General features: G+C 63.9%; 10 protein-coding genes, 1 tRNA gene and 2 pseudogenes. 5 read left to right on the forward strand and 8 right to left on the reverse strand.

Annotated features, from left to right (window positions below; all coding sequences use genetic code 11):
- Positions 1–4: 4 nt before the first annotated feature.
- A complete protein-coding gene (locus ACY8GK_RS03485; protein ID WP_462402318.1) occupies positions 5–1,294 on the reverse strand; it encodes a leucine-rich repeat-containing protein kinase family protein in 1,290 nt (429 codons plus the stop codon).
- Positions 1,295–1,366: 72 nt separating this feature from the next.
- The gene (gene zapE / locus ACY8GK_RS03490) at positions 1,367–2,443 is read right to left on the reverse strand and encodes a cell division protein ZapE (RefSeq protein ID WP_462402319.1); all 1,077 of its coding nucleotides are present in this window, start codon (positions 2,441–2,443) and stop codon (positions 1,367–1,369) included.
- A 189-nt stretch (positions 2,444–2,632) separates the two neighbouring features.
- Between zapE and ACY8GK_RS03495 the strand changes: the two genes are divergently transcribed.
- A complete protein-coding gene (locus ACY8GK_RS03495) occupies positions 2,633–3,058 on the forward strand; it encodes a DUF1810 domain-containing protein (RefSeq protein WP_462402320.1) in 426 nt (141 codons plus the stop codon).
- A gap of 6 nt (positions 3,059–3,064) precedes the next feature.
- Here the strand turns inward: ACY8GK_RS03495 and ACY8GK_RS03500 are convergent, their stop codons facing one another.
- Positions 3,065–3,307 (reverse strand): DUF465 domain-containing protein, encoded by a 243-nt coding sequence (locus ACY8GK_RS03500; protein ID WP_196179773.1) that lies wholly within the window; start codon positions 3,305–3,307, stop codon positions 3,065–3,067.
- Positions 3,308–3,666: 359 nt separating this feature from the next.
- On the opposite strand from ACY8GK_RS03500, the gene ACY8GK_RS03505 reads away from it, so the two are divergent.
- Positions 3,667–3,741 (forward strand) — tRNA-Gln (locus ACY8GK_RS03505).
- A 161-nt stretch (positions 3,742–3,902) separates the two neighbouring features.
- Here ACY8GK_RS03505 and ACY8GK_RS03510 read toward each other — a convergent pair.
- From ACY8GK_RS03510 to ACY8GK_RS03520, 3 genes are read right to left on the reverse strand one after another with little or no spacing between them, the layout of a single operon-like run.
- On the reverse strand, positions 3,903–6,302 hold the full coding sequence (locus ACY8GK_RS03510; protein WP_462402321.1) for a response regulator: 2,400 nt from the start codon (positions 6,300–6,302) through the stop codon (positions 3,903–3,905).
- A gap of 11 nt (positions 6,303–6,313) precedes the next feature.
- Positions 6,314–6,775 carry a response regulator gene (locus ACY8GK_RS03515; RefSeq protein WP_196179778.1) on the reverse strand — a complete coding sequence of 154 codons (462 nt, stop codon included), beginning with the start codon at positions 6,773–6,775 and terminating at the stop codon, positions 6,314–6,316.
- Between the two features lie 15 nt (positions 6,776–6,790).
- Positions 6,791–9,034: an ATP-binding protein gene (locus ACY8GK_RS03520; RefSeq protein WP_196179780.1), complete on the reverse strand. Its 2,244-nt coding sequence runs from the start codon at positions 9,032–9,034 to the stop codon at positions 6,791–6,793.
- A 231-nt stretch (positions 9,035–9,265) separates the two neighbouring features.
- Between ACY8GK_RS03520 and ACY8GK_RS03525 the strand changes: the two are divergent.
- The 3 genes and pseudogenes from ACY8GK_RS03525 to ACY8GK_RS03535 form a co-directional block, all read left to right on the forward strand.
- A pseudogene (locus tag ACY8GK_RS03525) lies at positions 9,266–9,599 on the forward strand (hypothetical protein); the annotation flags it as partial.
- A gap of 120 nt (positions 9,600–9,719) precedes the next feature.
- Positions 9,720–14,060, forward strand: coding sequence for an NEL-type E3 ubiquitin ligase domain-containing protein (locus ACY8GK_RS03530; protein WP_462402974.1), 4,341 nt, complete (start codon positions 9,720–9,722; stop codon positions 14,058–14,060).
- Positions 14,061–14,162: 102 nt separating this feature from the next.
- Positions 14,163–14,367 (forward strand): annotated as a pseudogene (locus ACY8GK_RS03535) (ABC transporter substrate-binding protein); the annotation flags it as partial.
- A 100-nt stretch (positions 14,368–14,467) separates the two neighbouring features.
- Here the strand turns inward: ACY8GK_RS03535 and ACY8GK_RS03540 are convergent.
- Complete coding sequence (locus ACY8GK_RS03540; protein WP_196179784.1) at positions 14,468–14,962, reverse strand: DUF934 domain-containing protein; 495 nt, start codon at positions 14,960–14,962, stop codon at positions 14,468–14,470.
- A complete protein-coding gene (locus ACY8GK_RS03545) occupies positions 14,946–16,598 on the reverse strand; it encodes a nitrite/sulfite reductase (protein ID WP_196179786.1) in 1,653 nt (550 codons plus the stop codon). Before ACY8GK_RS03545 ends, ACY8GK_RS03540 begins: the two co-directional genes overlap by 17 nt.
- Positions 16,599–16,709: the final 111 nt, after the last annotated feature.

Below are 16,709 nucleotides of genomic sequence, written 5' to 3' on the forward strand. Positions count from 1 at the left end.
CAGCTCAAGCGGCCAGCGAGGCGGCCAGCTCGGCGAAGCCAGGGCGAATCGCTGCCTGCGGCTGCATGCAGCGCCTGGCCAGTGCGAGCACCAGCGGATCCTCATCAGGGCAGTGCTGCAGCAACTCTTGCAAGAGAATGCCGAACGCGCGCACCTCCAACCGCTCCAACGCAACCCCTGCCTGGCTGTCCTGCGCCGGGTAGAATGCCGCTGCGCCAAAGTCGCCAAGCAAGGCATTGCCTTCGGCGTCGCAAAGGACATTATGTGCATACAGGTCGCCATGGCAGATGCCCTGGGCATGCAGATGGGCGCATACCGAGGCGATGCTCGCTGCCAGGCGGCGCATGGCGACCGATGTCAGCCACCGCCCAGGACGATACTGGTCGCGTGTGCAGCTGCCCAGGCTGGGTGGGCCGGCAAGGTTGGACCAGTGCGGTGCTATCCGTGGCATCACCAGGGCTGGAAGCCCCTGCGGGTGGTTGTCGATGCGACCGATCACGCCGACCAGTGCCGGATGTTCTCCGGCAGCGATGCAGGCATCCATCTCCGCCAGTGGCGAACCATCGCTGGTGATCGCGCCCTTGAACACCTTGATCGCCACGGGTAGTGGCTGCGCCTTCCAGTGCGCCAGGTGAATGATGCCTGACGCCCCGCGCCCAAGTTCCTGTCCCAGCTCGATTTCGTTCCAGTCGATGCTGGGGCAACTGCTGGTGACCCTGCCACAAGGTTCGAGGGTCGCCAGCGGGTTGCCGGAAAAGGCCAGCCAGGCCAGGGCTGGCATCTGCAGCAGCCAGTCAGGAAGGTGGCTCAGCCGATTGCTGGCGATTCGCAGCAATTCGAGTCTATGATAACGGGCCAGGCTGGCCGGCAGGTGCGTCAGGCGATTGCCCGAGAGCATCAGCTTTTCCAGGGCAAGGCAATCGCCCAGACCTTCGGGCAAGCTCTCCAGGTGATTCTGGGTCAGGATGAGCGCGCGCAGTTTCGGTGGCAGGGCTTGCGCATCCAGCTCGGTGATGCGGTTGTTCCTGAAACCGACCGTTTCCAGGTTCGGGCAGCGGCCCACGCCCCGCGGCACATGGGTGAAACGGTTGTCGGAGCAGAACAGGACCTTGAGCCGAGTCAGCCGACGCAACTCGTCCGGCAAGGAGTGCAGGGCATTGCCGGACAGGTTCAGTACTTCGAGGCTGTCGGCCAGGGTGAAGATCTCTGGCGGGAAGTGTTCCAGGCCCTGGTTGAGGTCCAGGCGTGTAATGCCGCGCAGGCGGCCAGCTTTGAGGTCTTCGAGGTCATGCATGGCAGAATCGGCGCCGAGATTGCGAGCGAAGCTGCGATGATAACGGCAACCCGGCCATGGGCGCCAAGCGCGTCAGTCCGGCTCCGGCCCCATTTGCCGCAACTGCCCTAGCCGGCTGCGGGTGCGCATCAGGTCGGTGATCGCCCCGCCAAGGCTTTGTGCCAGTGGATGCCTGCCGATGACCACCAGCTGTTTGTCCTGGTCGTAGAGGACGTCGATCAGGTTGACGAAGCGCTGTTGTGCGGCCAGCGAGCATTGCGCCAGGTCGTCGAGCCCATCGATGAACCACTGGTCGTGGTGGGGGGCCAGCTCGAGGTAGTCGATGACCGCCGTCGGTCCTTCGCACAAGTCATCGAAGCTGAACATGACCAGGCGGCCTTCGCTGGCCTGGGCTCGCAGGGTGCGGTTGTTGATCCGCAGGTCGATCGGGCGTGGCGCGGGCACTCCCAGGCGTTCCCGCTGCACCGCGTTGCCTGGCCAGACATAGTGTCCTTGGGCGAAACGCTGGTGCTGGCGATTGGCTGGCAGACTGCGAAAGTCGACTTCGCCGGTCACCTCCAGCACCTGCATGCGGCTGTTGATCAGCCGGATCACCGGCAGGAAGCGTTCGTGATAAAGCGGGTTGGGCAGCAAGCCTTCGGGCGGGTAGTTGGATGTGACCAGCAAGAAGATGCCTCGGCCGAACAGGGCTTCGAACAGCCGTGTAAGCAGCATGGCATCGCCAATGTCATGCACATGGAACTCGTCGAAGCACAAGACCCGGCAATCTTCCAGCAGCTCGTCCAAGGCAGTTCCCAAGGCATCCTTGCTGGCTCGATGACGAAACATGCCCTGGTGCAGGCGCGCGAAGAAATCGTGGAAATGCAGGCGACGCTTGGCTGGATCCTCGACCACCTGGAAGAAGCCATCGAGCAGCCAGCTCTTGCCGCGCCCCACCGGGCCGTGCAGATAAAGGCTGCGCCCCCGGCCTTGCTCGAGCGCTGCCAATTGCTCGGCCATGCAGCGGACCACCTGGCGCTGCCCCTCGCTCAAGCGATAGCCGCGAGCATGCGCCTGGGTTTCGAAGGACGCGATGAACCGGTCTTGACCGGGTGAGTCGCTTAGGCGTCGTTGCTGTTGACGCAGGGGGGAGGGTAACCAGGTGGGCACATGCAGCTCCTCGATAGTGACAGCAGTGGCGCAGCTTGACGCAAGCGTTGCGGTTAGAGCAATTCACAAACTCGCAGGCGAGGATCGCAAAATTCGATACCTCGATCGCCTTCGCCGCGTTGACCAGCGATGGCGGTGCGCAGAGCTTTGCAGTAGGCTCGGGTGAACGATCGGAAAAGAGCAGTCGCCATGTCGGATCCCTATAACCTCGCTCGTTTCGTCGAGGCCCAAGGGCCTGTCTACGTCCGGGCCTTCCAGGAGCTTCAGGCCGGCCGCAAGACCAGTCACTGGATGTGGTTCGTCTTCCCCCAGCTGCGTGGCCTGGGGCATAGCGAAATGGCGCAGCGCTATGGGCTTTCCGGGCTCGAGGAAGGGCGTGCCTACCTGGCGCATGCGGTGCTTGGCAATCGTCTGGAGCGCTGCGTCAGCGTGCTGCTCCAGCATGCCGACAAGAGCGCGCGCCAGATCCTGGGCACGCCCGACGACCTCAAGCTGCGTTCCTGTCTCACCTTGTTCGGCCAGGTCGATCCGGCCAATCCCCTTTGGCAACTGGCGCTGGAGCAGTTCTTCGATGGCGAGCCAGACAAGGCCACGCTAGGCCTGGTGCGGCGCTGAGCCAGCTCAGGCCTTGCGCTCGAGCTGACGCTCGATCATGTACTTGATCGCCAGGCGGCGCTCCTTCAGGCGACGCATGTCATCGTCCTCATAGTTGCCGGCCGAGATCGATTCGGCGGCCAGCACCTGGTTGTCGATATCGGTATAGCTGTCCAGCAACCGGTCCAGCTCCTTGTCGACCTGGCGACGTTGCTGGACGATTTCACGGGGGTAGTGCAGGTCCTGGTACAGGTCATGTGAAACGGGCATGGCGATTTCCTTTCTAGTGGCTTGATACCTCTTCGATTGGCTGCCAGGCGCCAAGTTGAGCATCGCCTCACGGTCGGTCGACGGACGGTAGCAGGGCCGTGCAGGAGTAGAGATGTCGCGTCGCACAGTGGCCGCTGGCAGGCACTCGCCAGGAAGATTCCGGCCGTCGCCTGCCCACACACCCTGCCAGACCGGCCTGGTTTGAAACTAACTTGCTGTTTTGCAAAATTTTTTTTGCTGGAGGGCTTCACAGGATGCAGCGGACTCGTTAGACTGGCGCCCATTCCTGCAGAGCCAGCCAGGTTCTGATGGTCGGGAATTCCACCAGCGACAGCGCATCATGCTGATCGTGTCGATACAGGGGCGTCGCCAAGCGGTAAGGCAGCAGGTTTTGATCCTGCCATGCGTTGGTTCGAATCCAGCCGCCCCTGCCATTTTTCTTGTTATCCGTATCCCATCCGTGTCGCCTGGTTCGCTCGGGGCCTGTTTCCGGCTTGCGCCGGTGATCGACCATCCGGCAAGACGGCCTGCCTGTTCAGCCTTGCCCGTTCTCCTGCAGCTGCAGTCCCAGGTGCCGCCGAAGCGGCCTCTATCGTCAGTTGGCCGCTCCGAGCAGCTCGTTGAGTGCGTCGGCCAGGACCTGTGGCTGCACTGGCTTTTGCACCACCAGGCTGCCAGGCAGGTCCAAGCCCTCGAGTTCGGCATAGCCGGTAAGGAAAACCACTGGCAAGCGTGCGAAGCGCTTGCGCGCCGCATGGGCCAGTTGCGCGCCGTTGAACTCAGGCATGGCGAAGTCCGTCAGCAACAGGTCGACCTTGCCGTCGAGCAGCGCCAGGGCCTGCTCGCCGCTATGCGCTTCGCGCACCTGGTAGCCGTACTGGCGCAATACTTCGCCGACCAGATCACGGACCAGATGATCGTCATCGACCAGCAGCAGCGTGCGCTGCGTGGCGCCGACGGGCGAGGCTGGCGCGCGGGGCAGGGCCGTGAGCGGCTCGCTGGAAGGTGTGGCCAGGGTGCGCTTGACGGCCGGCAGATAGACGCTGACTTCGGTGCCATGCCCCGGGCGTGTCTGGATCCTCACCCCGCCGCCGGACTGCTTGGCGAAGCCGAACACCTGGGCCAGGCCGAGCCCGGAGCCCTTGCCGATATCCTTGGTGGTGAAGAAAGGCTCGAAGACCTTGCCCAGCACTTCCTCGCTCATGCCGCAACCGGTATCGCGGATCGACAGGCAGACGTACTCGCCTGGCTCGGGGTCCTCGGGCCGACGTGGGCGTGCCTCGATCAGGCTGTTGCGGGTCGACAGGACCAGTTGGCCACCCTCCGGCATGGCATCTCGTGCATTGATCGCCAGGTTCAGGATGATCATCTCGGTCTGGGTCGGGTCGGTCAGGGCTTGCCAGAGATCCTTTTCCAGGTCCAGGCGCACCGAGATGCTACCGCCAAGGGTGCGGCGCAACAGTTCCACCAGGCCGCCAAGGGTGCTGTTGAGCTCGAGCGGGACCGGCTCCAGGCGCTGGCGCCGCGAGAAAGCCAGCAACTGTGAGGTCAGCTTGGCGCCACGCTCCCCTGCCTCGCGAATATGCCTGAGGCGGACTCGCGCCTTGTCCAGGTTCGGCTTGGCCAGATCCCGCTCGAGGAAACCGGCGCCAGTGAGGATGACCGTGAGCAGGTTGTTGAAGTCGTGTGCGACCCCGGCGGTCAACTGGCCAACTGCTTCCAGGCGTTGCATCTGCTGCAGGGTTGCCTCGATGCGCTCGCGCTCGGCGATCTGTTCGCGCAGGCGGGCGTTGGCCTCGGCCAGTTCCAGCGTGGCTTCGCGTTCGCTGGTGATGTCACGGGCCACCAGGTAGAGCAGGCTGCCTTCCGGCACGATGACCCAGGACAGCCAGCGTTGCTGGCCACTGGCGTGCCGTACCTGGCCAACGAAGCGGGCACTGCCCAGGCCGTTCTCCAGGGCGGCGAGCTCCGTGCGGAAAGCCGCCTGGGCGTGCTCGGGGAGCAATTGCAGCAGCGAACTGCGCGACAGGTAATTGCGGGTGAAGCCAAGCGTGGCCTCCCAGGCCGGATTGAGCGCCACCGGTGTCAGGTCGGCGTTGAGGACGGCAAGCAGATCCTGCGACAAGTCCCAGGCACGGTCGCGTTCGCGAGTCCGGATCTCGACCCGCTCTCCCAGCATCTCGTTGAGTTGCTTGAGCGCCTGGGTCGCCAGGCGCTGCTGGTGAATGTCCTGCAGCACGCCGGAGAATCTTACGCAGCGATCTTCGACGAACTGTGCCTGGCCGGTGCTCAACAACCAGCGAGGTTCCTGCTCGGCAGGCCGCAGCACGCGGAATTCGATGCGGTAATGGCCGTCGCCAGAGGGCTGCATGGCCTGGTCGACGGCAGCCCTCACCAGGGGCCTGTCCTCAGCATGGATGCACGAGAAGAACAGTTCCAGGCTCAGTTCCGTGGTGCTCGGCAGGCCGAACAGCGCCTTGCAGCGATCGTCCCAGAGCAGCAGCGCCTGCTCCGGGCGCAAGTCCCAGGTGCCCATGCCAGCGGCGTCGAGGGCGATGCGCGCGCGGGCTTCGACATCCGCCAAGGCTTCTTCGGCACGCCGGCGCCGCTGGCGCTCCTGCACCTCGGTCAAGGCGCGCCTGACCGCCTTTGGCAGCAGCGAGAGGTTCTTCTTGAGAATGTAGTCGGTGGCGCCCAGGCGGATCATCTCCACGGCATGTTCCTCGCCATAGATGCCCGAGAGGAAAATGAACGGCACATCCGGAGCCAGACGCTGGGCCGTGGCCAGCACCTGCGTGCCGGAGGAGCTAGGGAGCACGCAGTCGCACAGGATCAGGTCGAACGTTTCATGCTGCAAGGCTTGCTCGGCCCCGAGATGATCGTGGACCTGACGCGCCTGTACCTGCAGCCCGTTGCGCTCCAGGCGCAACAGCGTCAGCTCGGCATCCAGCGAGCTGTCTTCGACCATCAGCAACTTGAGCGGGGTAGGCAACATGTTCGCGGAACTCAGGCCTGGCCTCGGCGATTCAGGCGCAGCGAGCCCGGTGGTGGCTCGTTTAGCACCGCCCAGAAAATGCCCAGGTCGGATATCGCCGCGACGAACTCCTTGAAGTCCACTGGCTTGACCACGTAGGCATTGACGCCCAGCTCGTAGGCTCGCAGCAGGTCCGGCTCCTCGCGTGAGGAGGTCAGCATGACGGTCGGGATGCTTCGCAGCTCCGGGGTGTCGCGCACGGTCTTCAACACTTCGAGGCCATCGACCTTGGGCAGCTTCAGGTCCAGCAGCATCACCGCGGGGTTGCCGTCGTCACGCGTGGCATAGGCGTTGCGACGCAGCAGATAGTCGAGGGCGTCGGCTCCATCGCGGATCACGATGACCTCGTTGGCCAACTGGCTGCGCTCGAGCGCCAGTAGCGTCAACTCCAGGTCCCTGGGGTTGTCCTCGACCAACAGGATAGGTTTGAGCATGATAGGGCAGTGTCCTCAACTGTGCGCGGGGTGACGGGGCAGGGAAAAATGGAACGTCGCCCCCTTGTCGAGGTCGCCTTCGGCCCAGACCTGGCCATCGTGACGCTCGATGATGCGACGAACGCTGGCCAGGCCTATGCCTGTGCCTTCGAAATCCTCCATGCGATGCAGGCGCTGGAACACCCCGAACAGCTTGCCAGCATAGGCCATGTCGAAACCTACACCATTGTCGCGAATGAACAATTCGGTGAATTCGGCGTTCTGCCTGGCGCCGATCTGGATGCGCGCCGGATCGCGGCCGCGAGTATACTTGATAGCGTTGGCGATGAGGTTGTGCAAGGCCATGTTGATGAATGCCGGGTCGGCGATGACCTTCGGCAACTGGGCCACTTCCCAGACGATCTGCCTGCCCTGATAGTCCGGTGCCAGCTCGAGGCGGATGGACTCGACCAGGGCATTGAGGTCGACGTCCGACAGGCGCAGCGCGGCGCGGCCCATCTGCGAGAAGTTGAGCAGGTTGTCGACCAGGGTGCCGGCGAAGCGTGAAGCTTCCTCGATATGCTTGAGGAAACGCTGGCCACGCTCGCTCAGCCGCTGGGCCTCGCCTTCGCCAAGCAGTTCCGTATAACCGGCGATGTGCCGCAAGGGTGCCCGCAGGTCGTGAGACACGCTATAGGAAAATGCTTCGAGCTCCTTGTTCGAGCGTTTCAGTTCGCTGGCCAGTTGCGCCAGTTCCTCGGCCTTGCGCAGGACGATGCCAAGCACTGCGTTGCGTAGCTCCAATCCCCCTTCGAGGATCAATGGGTCCCATGGGCGACTGAAGCCGCGCACTTCTTCGCGCCAACGCTCGAAACTGTGCCGTGGATGCAGGCCGCCCTGCGCATCCACCTGCTTGTCCGGGCGGCCGGCCCATTCGATCAGGCGCGTCTGCTCGGGGCGGAACCAGACCAGGTAGTGCGAGTGGATCTGCGAGATGGCTATCGCCAGGATGCCTGCGGTGTGCTCGGCAAGCTCGGGCAGGTCCTCGATGTCACGGCGTACGTTGTCGGTGTGGTAGATCGTTTCGTCAGCCCGCCGCGACAGCCAGTGGACCAGGGCCGTGACCTGCGAGGCCGGCGGCGTCGTGCCGATCAGGTCGCATCGTTCGGCGCTGATGATGGCGGCACCCGATGCCTCGGCAAACGCCAGCAACACCTGCGGCAGCTCCAGCAGGCCCTGGTTGACGTGGTCGTGGTCAGCCATCGCCGAGAGCATCTGCACGATATGGCGACGCAGTTCGAGCAGTTTGTTGGTCTTGCCATGCGACTCGCGCGACTCGATCTGCAACGACAGCACGCCAGCGAGCAGCTCGCAGGCTGTGCGGGTCTGGAAGTCGACCGAACACGGTGCTTCGTGATGGCAGGAAATCAGCCCCCAGAGCTTGCCATCGACCACGATCGACAGCGACATCGACGCCAGCGTGCCCATGTTGCGCATGTATTGCAGGTGGACCGGCGAGACGCTGCGCAACGAAGCGAAGCTCAGGTCCAGCGGTTGGCCCGTGCGCGGATTGTCTTGCGGCACGATGCGTGAAGGCTGGTAGTTGGCATCGCAGATCAGGCGAATGCGGTTGCTGCGATAGAGTTCACGCGCCTGGCTTGGAATGTCGCTTGCCGGAAAGCACAGCCCCAGGTAACGCGGGTAACCGGGGTCGGCTTGCTCGGCCAGCACCAGGCCCGTGCCGTCTTCGTCGAACCGGTAAGCCTTGACCCGGCCGAAACCGGTCATGCGCTTGATCTCCTGGACCGAACGCGACAGGAGGTCCTCGATCTCGCCGAGCTGGTTGAGGCTGCCGACGAAGGCGCGAACCAGCGAATAGTAGCTGCTCTGGCTGACCAGGCTGATGGATGGCTCCAGTTCGAGCACCAGCACCTGGTCGCGACGATGGGCCAGCAGCTGCAGCAGGTCATCACGCAGCACGCCGGCCCGCAGGCGCACGTCCCCGAGATGGAACGGCAAGGCTTCCTCGCTCGGGAGCCTGTCCAGCTGGCTGCGCAGGTCGCAGCCTGGGTCGAACAGTTGCGTGGCGCTTTTGCCGATCAGCTCCAGCGCTGGCGTCCCTAGCCAGTTCTGGACGTTTTCGCTGGCTTGCAGGATGCTCAGGTCGTCTTGATCGAGTACCAGCAGGAAACCGTGCGGCTGGATGCTGCCGGGAATGTGGATCGGCTCCTGGGCGCAGCGTTCGATGGCCTGTTCGAGGGCTTGGTCGACGGTGGTCAAGATAATCTCCTGGTAGGGCCAGCGCCTCGCTGACAAGGTCGGCACAGGACATGGCCGATCACGGTATCAGAAACCCTGTGTGAATGCCGCTAAAAGGCCACCCCGGTAGAAATTGCTGGTCGGTCTCGCAAGAACGTTCCCTTTGCTCCGCTGCCTGTCGGACTTGGCCCCCGTGCTGGCTGCTACGCTTGCTTGCAGGACGACGTGGGCAAGAAGAATGGTCAAGCTGGCGGCGTGCTCGACCGGCTCGGCCTGTTGAAAGGCACCACGCCCAAGTCCGTCCCGCTGTACCTGCGAACCAGCATCGGCAGCAACGTCGCAGCCGGCTTGTACCCGTAAACCCTGACGATCAACTGGAGCTGGCACTATCGTGCTGGCGTCAGCCTGATCGGGCGCTGTCTGGGGCGCAGTCGGCAGCGCTCGACGCACCAGCAGCGACGCCAACGTCAATCCAGGTCGCGGCACCGGCAGCCAGGTCTTCAGCTACAACGTCAGGATCTACACCGACCAACCCACCCCGCCAGCCGGCGCCTGCACCGACAGCGTCGTGCTCGACGTGCAGTTCTGTCCCCAGGGCGCTGCTCGTCGGCGCAGCACGCGCAGGAGGCCGAGACAGACATACCTACCGCCTTGCCTGCATCGATTCAGGCGAGCTTGGCCGCTTCATCACAGCAAGGACCAAGCCATGAACGATCATCTCTCGCCAGCCGACTCCGTCGACTGCCTCATTGCCCGACAATTGCCGCGCTGGTTGCTCGAGGCACCGCATGACCAGCTCGCCCAGCTGCGCGCCCATCTGTCTCGGCAGCAGCGTGCCCAGGATCGCGCGCACCGACTGTTGCGTTCGATACCGGCGTTGCCCGAGTTCGCCGAGCCGCTGCTGGTCGAGGCCGTCGAAGGGCTGACCGGGCGGCGGCTGGATGTGCGACGCAGCCAGCTGACCACCGTCATGCGCATCCCTTTGCCGTCGGTGAGCGCGAGTTTGCCGGTCGCCTACAGCCGCCATGAATCCACGCAAAGCCTGTTGGCCGCGGCGTTGCACAATTTCGCCGCGAACGATATGCGTGCCGAAGCCTTTGCTGCTGGCAGCATGCTGCGCGACGAGCAGGGCCGGCCCGTCGCGCTGAAGCCAGAGCGTTTCGCCGCGCTCTGCCGGACGCTCGATATCGGTGGCCAGTACCAGGCGCGGATGAAGTCCGTACTGTCCCCTACGGGCACGGCGGCACACAGGGTCGAGCAAGTGCTCGAAGAGGCGTGCCGTTCGGCATTGGCCGCCGACATCAGCCTGGCGCGGCTGCAAGGTACCCTGGACGCTACCAGTTGCCAGCGCCTGTTACGGGTCGCCGCGCCCGTGCCGGTCGTGCCTTCGGACAGGACCGTGCTCAAGGGGCACGAGTTGCTGTTGCTGGGCAAGCGGGTCGTGGGAGCGTTGGCCATCGAGATTTTCTCGGATGACTCGGCGCAAGCCTCGCTCGAAGGCATCGTGACCTGGATTCCCGACGACCCAGTGCGAACCTTGACCCTGCACCCATCCTGGCGGTCCGTGTCCATCGCCATGGCCGGACGCTTCGCCGTGCCAGGCTACAAGGCCTTCTTCCAGCGGTTCATCGCGGAAAAAGACCGTGTCGAGTTCAATCGTGTCCTGGATCGATTGCAGCAGGAAAGCGACGGTACCGCCCCGATCGAGCTCGACGGCCGCCATGCGGCCATAGAGGGCGATCTGTTCGCGCATCTGCGGCGCCGCCAGGTGGAAAAGATGCTTGCCGACGCCAGCGTACTGGCGGTGCCCACTGACGAAGAGGACCGCAAGGCACGCCTGGCCCGGCTGGCTTTCTATGCCGACGCGGGGTTGGATCTGCTTGGGCTGGCGAGTTTCTTCGTACCCGGCCTGGGGGTAGCCATGCTTGGCATCGCTGCGCTGCAACTGGGCGAGGCCGTCTACGAAGGGTACCAGGATTGGCTGCTCGGCGACCGGGAAGCGGCCATGGAGCATCTGTTTGAGGTGGCCCAGGCCGTCGCTGGCAATGCATTGATCGCCGGGGCGCCCGTCGCGCTGGCCAGGCTCGCCCAACGCGTCGCGTTCGTCGATGACTTGACACCAGTGCTGAGCAGCTCGGGGGCGCTGCGCCTGTGTGACCCACGCCTGCCAGGCTATGCCTGGCAGGCCGGGCAGGTGCTGGAGGAGGGCGAGCGTAGTGCCCTGCTGCGCTCTGCGCGCGGCGATCTGCGCTTGCAGCGTACTCGCGCGGGAGCCGATTGGCGCGTTGTTCATCCATCTCGAGCGCAGGCCTGCTCGCCTTACGTCGAAGACAACCTGGTCGGCGGGCGCCGGCACGCGCTCGAACATCCACATCACTGGCAGGATACCGGCGAGCTGTTGCGTCGTCTCGACCAGGAAACCACCGACGCAACCGACGAAATGGCTGCCAGCGTCCTGCAGGCAAGCGGTATGAGCGCCGCTGCGCTGCGCAGGTTGCACCTGGAGAATGCCCCGGCGCCTGCGCTATTACGTGACGCGCTGGCTCGTCACCGCTTGCATGAAACGTTCCCGCTCCTGCGTGGCGAGGCGTTCGAAGCCCAGGTGCGCGCAGCCGAGCCTGCTCTGGTACCTGGCGCACAGGTGCTCAAGCGCGATTTTCCTGGGCTGACGGCGCGTTGTGCCAACGAACTGGTCGAACAGGCGAACCAGGTCCAACTGGAAAGCCTGCTGCACGGGCAGCGCGTGCCCATGGCATTGGCGCAGCAGGCGCGCTGGAGGTTGCGCGAAAGTCGCCTGAACCGGGCTTGTGCCGGTCTGCGACAGCCAGCGGCCTGTATACGCGATACCGAAACATTGGCCCTTGGTCTGATCGATACCCTGGCGCCCTGGCAGCAGAGTGTGCGAATCGAAGTGCGCGAGGGCTCGATCGAAGGCCCGGTGCGGGCGCGGTCGACCTCCGAGCAAGCCACGCAAGTGCGCCTGATCTTGGCCAGCGAGGGCCATTATCGGTGCCTGGATGGGCAAGGTCAGCCGCTTGCCGGCAGCGCATCGGCCGGCACCTTGACCGAGGCCCTGTTGCCGCAGCTCGATGAGCTGCAAAAGACTCTGCTCGGCAAGCCTGGTCTGAGCGCCGAGGAGCTGGCCATTCGGCTTGCCGAACGAGCCAGCACGCACCGGGAAGAGGCGGCACGCCTGATCGGTCTGTCGCCGAAAGGTGGCCGATTCCGGCCTCCGGTGCGCCTGGGCAATGGGCGCTTGGGCTATCCGCTCAGCGGACGCGGCGAAAGCAGCCGCGAAGCGTTTCGTCGTGGCTTGCGCCAGGTCTATCCGACCCTCTCCGACGCCGAGCTGGAGGAGTACCTCAATGGCCTGAGGGATCGGCACGTCGATCCCTGGAATCATCTGCATGAACTGCATCGCCAGTTGGCGGACCTACGCACTGCCTTGGAGGCCTGGCGATTGGAATCATCCGGGGTGCTCCAGGCAGCCAGGCGGCGCAAGGTCGCCGCAGCCATTCGTCGTAGCTGGCGGCGCAAGCCTGACGGTCGAGCAGGCGAGCATCGCCTGGTGATCGAGGGCGAGCACGTGGCAAGCCTGCCAACCCTGCCGGAGAACGTCGAGTTCAGTCATGTTCAAGAACTGGTCCTGCGTGACATGCGGCTGACCGAGATGCCCGAACAGTTCCTGCGCCGCTTCCCCAACCTGCGTGTCCTCGACCTGCACGGCAACAGCTTGACCCGTCTTCCCCCTGGTATCGAGCATCTTGCGCAGCTGATCGACCTGCGCCTTAGCGGCAATCGCATCAGTCTCGACGCGGCCGCCAACCAGCGGCTTGCGCAACTGACACACCTGCATTACCTCGACTTGTCTGGCAATCCATTACGCATGCAACCGGATTTGCGTCCCATGCGCAGCCTGCGCCAGATTTCTCTGCGCGGCACGCTGTTGGAAACCTTGCCTTCGAATTTGCAGCACCGCCCGTTCATCGAGCAAGTCGACATGCGTGACAATCGGGTAAGCCGCCTCAATCCAAGCGGTACGCCGGTGGCGCGGCGCTCGTTGCGGCAGTTGACGCTGCACGACAACCCGTTGGACAGCGAGAGCGTCAGGGAGGTGAATGAGGCGCAAGGCGTGGAGCAGCCGGAATCGTCCCGGCAAAGCGTGGCCCGCATTCATGCCGTTGCCGACGATAACGTGCGCGATCGCTGGCTGCTCGGCGGGCCGTCCGAGGAGTACGAACAACGCCGGTCTCTGTGGAACCGCCTGACGGCCGAACCTGGCAGCGAAGATTTGCTGCGCTTTCTGGCCGACCTGTCCGATTCCAACGAATACCTGCGTCAGCCGCGCAACCTGCGCGAACGCGTCTGGCGAATCCTGCGCGCATGTGAAGGTAGTGACGAAGTACGCCAGGCCATTTTCCTGCAGGCCTCCGGTCCGCGTTCCTGTTCGGATCGGCTCCTGCTGGTGCTCAGCGACCTGGAAGTCCGTGTGCTGATCGCCGAACAGAGCGCCGGTCAGACCAGCTACCAAGCCACGCGTACTTTGCTGCGCCTGGGGCGGTCGTTGTATCGCCTGGATCAGGTCGATCGCATCGCAGCCGAACATATCCAGCGCATGCGCACGGAAAATCCCAACATGCCGGTGGACGATATCGAAGTGGTCATGGCCTATCGGGTCAATCTGGCCAGGCCTCTTGGGCTGCCGGAACAACCAGCCTACATGTACTTCGAGCGCTACAGCCGGGTGTTCCCGCAGCACATCAACGGCGCCCGCAATGCCGTGCTTGCTGGCGAAACCCCGCAAGCGCTGGCCAAGTCCCTGGCCAGTCGCGAATTTTGGGCCGAGCATCTGCGAGCACGTTTCCCCGAACGCTTCGAACGAATGAACACGTCGTTCCATGAGCGCCTGGAAGCGCTGGACGGATGGGGCGTGGTGGTCAGCGAGCAAGCCTACCTGGAAAGAGTCGAGCGGCTGGCCGCCGAGCGTGAACAGGCCGAACGTGCACTGCTGCTGCAACTGACACTGGCCGAGCTCGAGCGTCTGTAGGCGCGAGCTGGCGAACCTCGCGTCGAGACTCAAGTCGACGCGAGCTTATAATTTCCATCCCAGTTATTCATGAATCATATTTATTGCGCTCTGGTTGCGACGGCGCGGCTGTTCGGGCCGTTGTGGGGCGGCTGGCAGCGCCATGGTGCAGCAGGCCAATGCCCGGCGCAGCTACGATGTGCAGTCGGTGAGGCTGGACAATCTGAACGAACGGCAGCAGATCGCCGATGCTTCCATCGCGAAGGCTTGCTGCCCAGGCCGGTGGCGCCAGGGGGTGGCCCTGTTCGAACCGAAGGCTGCCAAGTGACAGGGGCGCCATTGACGCGAGCAAGGCCCTTGCGGTTTTCGGTGCCTTGAAAACGGACCGGCCCGCCAATTGGCGGGCCGGTCGAGTACAGGTTCGTCGCTCAGCGACGTCGGAACAGCGGCAGCGGTTCGTCGGTGGCGCTCTGGTAGGTCACCGAAAAGTCCTTCAGGCCTTCCAGCGCTGCTTCGGGATCCTTGTCGGCGCGGATCGCGAAGGCATCGAATCCGCAGCGTGCCATGTAGAACAGCTGGTCACGCAGTACATCGCCAATCGCACGAAGCTCGCCGGTGTACTTGTAGCGATCACGCAGCAGGCGCGCATTGGAGTAGCTGCGGCCATCGGTGAAGGCCGGGAAGTTCAGCGCGATGACCTGGAAGCTGGCCACGTCCTCACCGATCTCCTCGGCTTGCTCGTCGCTATCGAGCCACACGCCCAGGCCGCCGTCACGGGCCTTCAGTGCATGGGCGTGGTCACGCCACAGCTGCAGCGGCACGATGTAGTCGTCGCAGTTGGTCAATTCGTCGAACGAGACGTCCTTGGGCAGCAAGTGCCAGGTTTCGTCGACGATCTGGTTGTTCTTAATGATTCGCTGCATAGACGCGCTCCTTGAAGGGGTCGATGCCGATACGCTGGTAGGTGTCGATAAAACGCTCGTCTTCGGTGCGGTGCTCGACGTAGACGTCGATCAGCTTCTCGATCACATCGGCCATTTCTTCCTGGGCGAAGGACGGGCCGAGGATCTTGCCCAGGCTGGCGCCGCGCGCGGCATTGCCGCCGAGCGAGACCTGGTAGAACTCTTCGCCTTTCTTGTCCACTCCAAGAATGCCGATATGGCCGACGTGGTGGTGGCCGCAGGCGTTCATGCAGCCGGAGATGTTCAGGTCGAGCTCGCCGATGTCGAACAGGTAGTCCAGGTCGTCGAAGCGGCGCTGGATCGACTCGGCGATCGGAATCGACTTGGCATTGGCCAGCGAGCAGAAGTCGCCGCCGGGGCAGCAGATGATGTCGGTCAGCAGGCCGACGTTCGGCGTGGCGAAACCTTGCTCGCGCAGCTCCAGCCAGAGCGCGTGTAGCTGGCGCTGTTCGACGTCGGCGAGGATGATGTTCTGCTCGTGCGAGGTGCGCAGGAAGCCGAAGCTGTAACGCTCGGCCAGCTCGGCGACCGCATCGAGCTGCTTGTCGGTGATGTCGCCCGGCGCGACGCCGGTAGGCTTGAGCGACACGGTCACGGCCACGTAGCCGGGTTTCTTGTGCGCGCGCGTATTGCGCGAGCGCCAGCGGGCGAAGCCTGGGTAGTCCTGGTCGAGGGCGGCGTAGTCGACGTCCTCCAGGGCCTGGTAGTCCGGATCGACGAAGTGGCGGGAAACGCGCTGCACCTCGGCTTCGGTCAGGGTGGTGGGGCCGCCGCGCAGATGGACCATCTCGGCCTCGACCTTCTCGGCGAACACTTCCGGCGTGAGGGCCTTGACCAGAATCTTGATGCGCGCCTTGTACTTGTTGTCACGGCGACCGTAGCGGTTGTACACGCGCAGGATGGCATCGAGGTAGCTGATCAGGTCTTGCCAGGGCAGGAACTCATTGATGAACGAGCCGACCACGGGGGTGCGGCCCAGGCCGCCGCCGACCAGCACCCGGAAGCCAAGCTCGCCCGCTTCGTTGTAAATCGGCTCCAGGCCGATGTCGTGGACCTCGATGGCGGCGCGGTCTTGCTTCGAGCCGTTGATCGCGATCTTGAACTTGCGCGGCAGGAAAGCGAACTCGGGGTGGAAGGTCGTCCACTGACGAACGATTTCGCACCAGGGGCGCGGATCGATCACTTCGTCCGCGGCAACGCCGGCGAACTGGTCGGTGGTGGTGTTGCGCAGACAGTTGCCGCTGGTCTGAATGGCATGCATCTGCACCGTGGCCAGTTCGGCGAGAATGTCCGGGATGTCTTCCAGGGCAGGCCAGTTGAACTGCACATTCTGCCGTGTGCTGATATGGGCATAGCCCTTGTCGTAGTCGCGGGCGATCTTCGCCAGCATCCGCACCTGGGTCGCGTTCAGCTGGCCGTACGGCACGGCGACGCGCAGCATCGGCGCGAAACGTTGGATGTAGAGGCCGTTCTGCAGACGCAGAGGGCGGAATTCTTCTTCGCTCAGCTCACCGGCCAGGTAGCGGCGGGTCTGATCACGGAACTGCTTGACGCGGTCCTCGATGATCCGCTGATCGTACTCGTCGTATACGTACATAAAAGTCCTGTCTCAGGCTGCATGCAGCTAATCGCGCGCACGGCCGCGCACTCCGGTTCGGAGCCGGAGCACGTTAGCAGATTGTGTTTATGCGCTAAAGTGATGTTTTTG

The organism is Pseudomonas sp. Marseille-QA0332, from assembly GCF_054950175.1.

Bases quoted from the DNA above. Each gene is read 5' to 3' on its own strand.
- ACY8GK_RS03500 (WP_196179773.1), bottom strand. From the start codon at position 3,307: ATGCCCGTTTCACATGACCTGTACCAGGACCTGCACTACCCCCGTGAA.
- ACY8GK_RS03515 (WP_196179778.1), bottom strand. From the start codon at position 6,775: ATGCTCAAACCTATCCTGTTGGTCGAGGACAACCCCAGGGACCTGGAG.
- ACY8GK_RS03485 (WP_462402318.1), bottom strand. From the start codon at position 1,294: ATGCATGACCTCGAAGACCTCAAAGCTGGCCGCCTGCGCGGCATTACA.
- ACY8GK_RS03510 (WP_462402321.1), bottom strand. From the start codon at position 6,302: ATGTTGCCTACCCCGCTCAAGTTGCTGATGGTCGAAGACAGCTCGCTG.
- ACY8GK_RS03540 (WP_196179784.1), bottom strand. From the start codon at position 14,962: ATGCAGCGAATCATTAAGAACAACCAGATCGTCGACGAAACCTGGCAC.
- ACY8GK_RS03495 (WP_462402320.1), top strand. From the start codon at position 2,633: ATGTCGGATCCCTATAACCTCGCTCGTTTCGTCGAGGCCCAAGGGCCT.
- ACY8GK_RS03530 (WP_462402974.1), top strand. From the start codon at position 9,720: ATGAACGATCATCTCTCGCCAGCCGACTCCGTCGACTGCCTCATTGCC.
- ACY8GK_RS03545 (WP_196179786.1), bottom strand. From the start codon at position 16,598: ATGTACGTATACGACGAGTACGATCAGCGGATCATCGAGGACCGCGTC.